Annotated in this window: 4 protein-coding genes; 1 reads left to right on the top strand and 3 read right to left on the bottom strand. The window is 73.0% G+C overall.

Annotated elements, in window-relative coordinates:
• Positions 1-62: 62 nt before the first annotated feature.
• The 3 genes from LOY02_RS04690 to LOY02_RS04680 all read right to left on the bottom strand — a co-directional run bounded on the left by LOY02_RS04690 (position 63) and on the right by LOY02_RS04680 (position 3,380).
• Positions 63-1,304 carry a glycosyltransferase gene (locus LOY02_RS04690; RefSeq protein ID WP_317181171.1) on the bottom strand — a complete coding sequence of 414 codons (1,242 nt, stop codon included), beginning with the start codon at positions 1,302-1,304 and terminating at the stop codon, positions 63-65.
• A 21-nt stretch (positions 1,305-1,325) separates the two neighbouring features.
• Positions 1,326-1,946, bottom strand: coding sequence for a TetR/AcrR family transcriptional regulator (locus tag LOY02_RS04685; RefSeq protein ID WP_317181170.1), 621 nt, complete (start codon positions 1,944-1,946; stop codon positions 1,326-1,328).
• Between the two features lie 75 nt (positions 1,947-2,021).
• The gene (locus tag LOY02_RS04680) at positions 2,022-3,380 is read right to left on the bottom strand and encodes a 6-phospho-beta-glucosidase (RefSeq protein ID WP_317181169.1); all 1,359 of its coding nucleotides are present in this window, start codon (positions 3,378-3,380) and stop codon (positions 2,022-2,024) included.
• A gap of 81 nt (positions 3,381-3,461) precedes the next feature.
• Between LOY02_RS04680 and LOY02_RS04675 the strand changes: the two genes are divergently transcribed.
• Entirely contained in the window at positions 3,462-4,607 is a 1,146-nt protein-coding gene (locus LOY02_RS04675) for a carbohydrate kinase family protein (protein WP_317181172.1), read from the top strand.
• Positions 4,608-4,660 lie beyond the last annotated feature (53 nt).

The raw sequence follows: 4,660 nt of genomic DNA, 5'->3' as shown, positions 1-4,660 counted from the left end.
CGCAGCCCCCAGCCCGGCTGGAGCACGGGGGCCGGCTCAGCGGCATACGACCTGCGTAGGCCTCAGGCCCGCTGGGCCGGCGCCCGCTCGAGCAGCTGCTCGAGAGCGGTCGCCCCGGCTGCCGCTCCCCCTGCAGCGCGGTAGCCGGCGGCGACCCGCTCCGCGCCCGCCTTGCTCGCCGTCGTCTCGCGGACCTTGTCCCGCAGTGCAGTCGGGGTGAGCTTCTTGGTCGCGAGACGGGTGCCGGCCCCGGCGTGCACGACCCGGGCGGCGACCTCGTGCTGGTCGCGACCGAAGGGGACGACACAGACGGGAACACCGCGGGAGAGGGCCTTCTGGGTCGCGCCCATGCCGCCGTGGGTCACCGCGGCAATGGCCCGGTCGAGGACCGGTCCGTGCGGCACGAAGTCGACGACGCGCACGTTCGACGGCAGCGGGCCGAGGTCGCTGACCCCCGCAGGCATCGTCGCGACGACCGTGTAGGGCTCGCCCGCCAGGCCCTCCGCGGCAGCCCGCACCAGCGTCTCGTCCGCCTGGTACTCGGAGGACGTCGTGACGAGCACCAGGGGTCCGTCGATCTCGTCGAGCCAGGCCGGCGCTTCCGTCGGCGGCTCCCAGGCGAGGGCGCCGATCATCGTGATCCGGTCGCCCCAGTCCGGGTGCGGGTACTCGAACGGCTCCGCGGTCGTGACGAGCATGAGCGGCGCCTGACGGTAGAACTCGTCGGCGGTTCGGATCGGGGGCAGACCCCGCTCGTCGCGCAGGGCGTTGACGCGTGGGCGCAGGACCCGCTCGGCCGCGCCGACGACGAGCGGGCGGGCGATCCCGTCACGCACCCGGCCGAGCGGCCCGGCCATCGGCGCGAGACCCGGGCCGAAGGGCGGCGTGCCCTTGGAGGAGATCGGCGGCGTGTAGGGGCTGAAGGTCGCCCACGGCCCGCCCCAGGCCTGAGCCGTGAGCTGGGCACCCCAGGAGTTCGTGTCGACGACGACGAGATCGGGCTGCACGTCGGCGATCGCCCGCTCGAGGTCGGGCCCGTCCAGACGACCCCGCTCGCTGAAGGTGCGCACGGCGAGCTTGAGGCCCTGGACCGGGTTCGTGGCCTCCCAGTCGGGGTGGACGATCTCCCCGATGGCGGGGTCGATCGCCTCGGCGGACAGGCCCGCCTCCCGGACGGCGTCGACGCGGTTGCCCAGCGTCCGGACGTGGACGTCGTGGCCCCGGGACCGCAGCTCGAGGAGCAGCGGCATCATCGGGAAGAGGTGCCCGATGGCAGGCGAGGTGTAGGCGAGGATCGTGGACATGGGGTGAAGCCTTTCCCTGTGTCAGCGGCCGTCGGTCGCTGTGGTGGTGGAGGTCAGTGGTTCGAGCAGCTCGCGCAGGGCGATGGTGACCTGGCGGCGGCTGAGGCCGGCGTCCTGGCGGAGGAGCTTCCACGTGTAGACGTCGCACACGGCGACGAGCTGGGCGAGGCGCCGGTCCCGCCCGACGCCGGTGAGCCCGTCGAGCACGGGCGCGAAGACGCGAGCGCACCAGTCCCGGTGGTAGGTGCGGCCGGCACTGGTGATGGCGGCGATCTCGGGAGAGCTCTCCTCCTCGGCGAGGAGGCGCAGGGCGATGTCGCCGGCCATCTCGTAGTGGTCGACGAGGTTGGCGACGATCGCGGGCAGGTCCCCGACGGGTGCCGCGTCGCGATGGGCTGCGACGAGGCCGGCGCTCCGCTGGGCCGCCGCCGCGAAGAGGCCGTCCTTGTCCCCGAACCGGCGCAGGACCGTCTGGACCGTGACTCCGGCCCGCTCGGCCACCGCCCCGAGGGTCAGCTGGGCGAACGGCACCTCGACGAACAGCTCTGCCACCGCGTCGAGGATCCGCTCGCCTGTCGCCGCCGCAGTCCGCGCTCGGTCGCGCATGACGTAGGGGCGAGTGGCATCCGCCTCGAGTTTCATGTTAATGACGTTAACCCCAAACTCTGGGGGACGCCATCGATTTGTCGCTGCGGGTCCGGCTTCCTGGAGACGCCGTCAGCGCAAACCGGCATAGAACGGGGCGAGGCGCTCCCGGTATCCGCGCCACAGCTGACGGGCCACCGTCACCGAGTCGACGAGCGGGTGCGACGCGAGCGCCCGCACAGCGAGGGAGGCAGACCCTTCCCGGCACGCGCGGATGACGAGCTCGTCGACGGCCTTGACCTGCTGCACGAGCCCGAGCTCACGTCCCCGCAGGGGGCTGACCGGAAGCGTCGCGGGTCCGGCGGCGGTCACGAGGCAGGGGACCTCGACGACGGCCTCGTCGGGCAGCCCGGGGATGACCCCGCGGTTGCGCACGTTGAGGATGAGCGTGGCCGGCTCGTCTCGTGCGATCGCCCCCATGAGAGCGAGCGCCACCCCTTCGTAGCCGCCACCCTCGACGTCCTCGGCGGTTCGCTCGGTCCCGTCGTCGGCGCGGGTCTCGGCCATGTAGGTCGCGTTCCGCTCCCGGCGCGCGGCGTCCCAGAGCTGCCAGGCCCGCTGGGGTGAGGCGGTCACCGCCGCATAGAAGTCCGTCTGCTGTCCCCGGAGGTACTCCCCGCGGGTCTGCCCCGATTCGCGGATCCGCGCAATCGAGTCCCTCGTGAAGTCGTAGTACCAGAGGTACTCGTTGGGGATCGACCCGATGGACTGGAGCCAGTCCGCGCCGAAGAGGTGGCCCTCCTCGAAGGACTCGAGCCGCTCCCGGTCAGCGAGCAGGTCGGGCAGCACGTCCCGTCCACCGGAGCTGAGGCCGTGCAGCCACCCCAGGTGGTTGGTCCCCGCATAGTCGATGACGACGTCGGACAGTCCGAGGCCGAGGGCGCCCGCAGCGCGCTTGGCGAGGCCGAGCGGGGAGTCGCAGATGCCGACGGCGTGGTCGCCGAGCACGGCCTGCATCGCCTGGGTGACGAGGCCCGCCGGGTTGGTGAAGTTGATGACCCAGGCGTCCGGCGCGAGCCGGCGCACCCGCTCGGCCACGGCGAGCGCCACCGGCACCGTCCGCAGCCCGTAGCCGACGCCGCCCGGCCCGGTCGTCTCCTGCCCGAGCAGGCCGAGCTCCAGGGCCAGCCGCTCGTCGACGATCCGGCCCTCCAGGCCTCCGACGCGGATCGCCGAGAAGACGAAGTCGGCCCCCTCGAGCGCCTCGTCGAGCGACGTCGTGGGCGTGACGCGCGCAGGGGCTGGGGATCCGGGCCCAGCCGTATGCCGCTGGGCCTGCTCCGCGAGCACGTGGCCGATCGCGGACAGCCGGGTCTCGTCGGTGTCGTGGAGGGCGACCTCACGGATACCGCGCGTGGCGCGTTGACCGAGCACAGCGGCATACACGAGCGGGACGCGGAAACCCCCGCCTCCGAGGATGGTGAGCTTCATGACCGCACCATGGCTGCGACGGTACCAAGCACGCAGCGACCGTCGGCAAACCACGGGACCCTGTCGCCCCCGTGCGTCATGATGAAGGAGATGCCGCACCACACGTTCGACCCGCTCGGTGCGCGTCGGTCGCCCGGCGCGCCGGAGGTCGACGTCTTCGTGTGGGGCACGGTGTTCCTCGACCTCGTCTTCGCGGGGCTGTCGAGTCCGCCGAAGCCCGGCACGGAGGTGTGGTCCGAGGGACTCGCGTCCTGCCCCGGCGGCATCGCCAACCTCGCCGTGGCGACCCGAAGGCTCGGGCTGCGCACGTGTCTCGCCGCGGCATTCAGCGACGACGACTACGGCGACTTCTGCTGGCGCACCCTCGAGGAGCAGGAGGGGATCGACCTCGGCCGGAGTCGGCAGTTCCCCGACTGGCACAGCCCCGTCACCGTGTCGATGGCCTACGGCGGCGACCGGACCATGGTCTCGCACGGTCACCCGGCTCCGGTGTCGTCGGTCGAGCTCATCGGCGAGCCACCCCGGGCGCGATCCGTCATGGTCGACCTCGCCGAGTCCGGCCTCTGGGAGGCCAGTGGCTCCGGTGAGCGCGCGGGGGAGACCTGGGTCGACGCGGCACGGCGCAACGGGGCGCTCGTCTTCGCCGACGTCGGGTGGGACCCGGAGGAGCGCTGGGACCGGTCCGTGCTCGACCGGCTCGGCCACTGCGACGCGTTCCTGCCCAACGCCGTCGAGGCGATGGCCTACACCGGCACGAGCTCGCCGCAGGACGCCCTCTTCGCCCTCGCCGACCGGGTGCCGATCGCGGTCGTGACCAACGGCGCCGACGGCGCGCTCGGGATCGACACCCGCACCGGGGAGGAGGCGCAGGTGCCCTCGCTCCGCGTCCGCGCCGTCGACCCGACCGGGGTCGGTGACGTCTTCGCTGCAGCGATGCTCGTCGGAACCCTCGCCGAGTGGCCCCTCGAGCACCGGATGTCCTTCGCGAGTCTCTCGGCAGCGCTGGCGCTCCAGCAGTACGGCGGGTCGCTCGCCGCGCCCGGCTGGGGCGACATCGCCGACTGGTGGACGGCGCTCGCCTCGGGCCGCTCCGACGACGCCTACCACCGGTCGCTCCGGAGGCGCTACTCCTTCCTCGACGACCTCGTCCCCCGGGTTCCCGTCACCGCCTGTCGGCGGGCCACGGCGACGATCGCGCGCCGCGCGGACGTCCAGGACCTGCACTGAACGCCCGTCGAGTGGCCCCAAAAGCCCGCCCCGCCCCGTCGAGTGGCCCCAAA

Origin of the sequence: Intrasporangium sp. (assembly GCF_032907665.1) — a bacterium.
In the GTDB taxonomy this organism is placed as follows: domain Bacteria; phylum Actinomycetota; class Actinomycetes; order Actinomycetales; family Dermatophilaceae; genus Intrasporangium.
The sequence above is the reverse complement of the archived record's forward strand: the minus strand, read 5'-3'. Positions and strand labels throughout refer to the sequence as shown.

Bases quoted from the DNA above. Each gene is read 5' to 3' on its own strand.
- LOY02_RS04690 (WP_317181171.1), bottom strand. From the start codon at position 1,304: ATGTCCACGATCCTCGCCTACACCTCGCCTGCCATCGGGCACCTCTTC.
- LOY02_RS04685 (WP_317181170.1), bottom strand. From the start codon at position 1,946: ATGAAACTCGAGGCGGATGCCACTCGCCCCTACGTCATGCGCGACCGA.
- LOY02_RS04680 (WP_317181169.1), bottom strand. From the start codon at position 3,380: ATGAAGCTCACCATCCTCGGAGGCGGGGGTTTCCGCGTCCCGCTCGTG.
- LOY02_RS04675 (WP_317181172.1), top strand. From the start codon at position 3,462: ATGAAGGAGATGCCGCACCACACGTTCGACCCGCTCGGTGCGCGTCGG.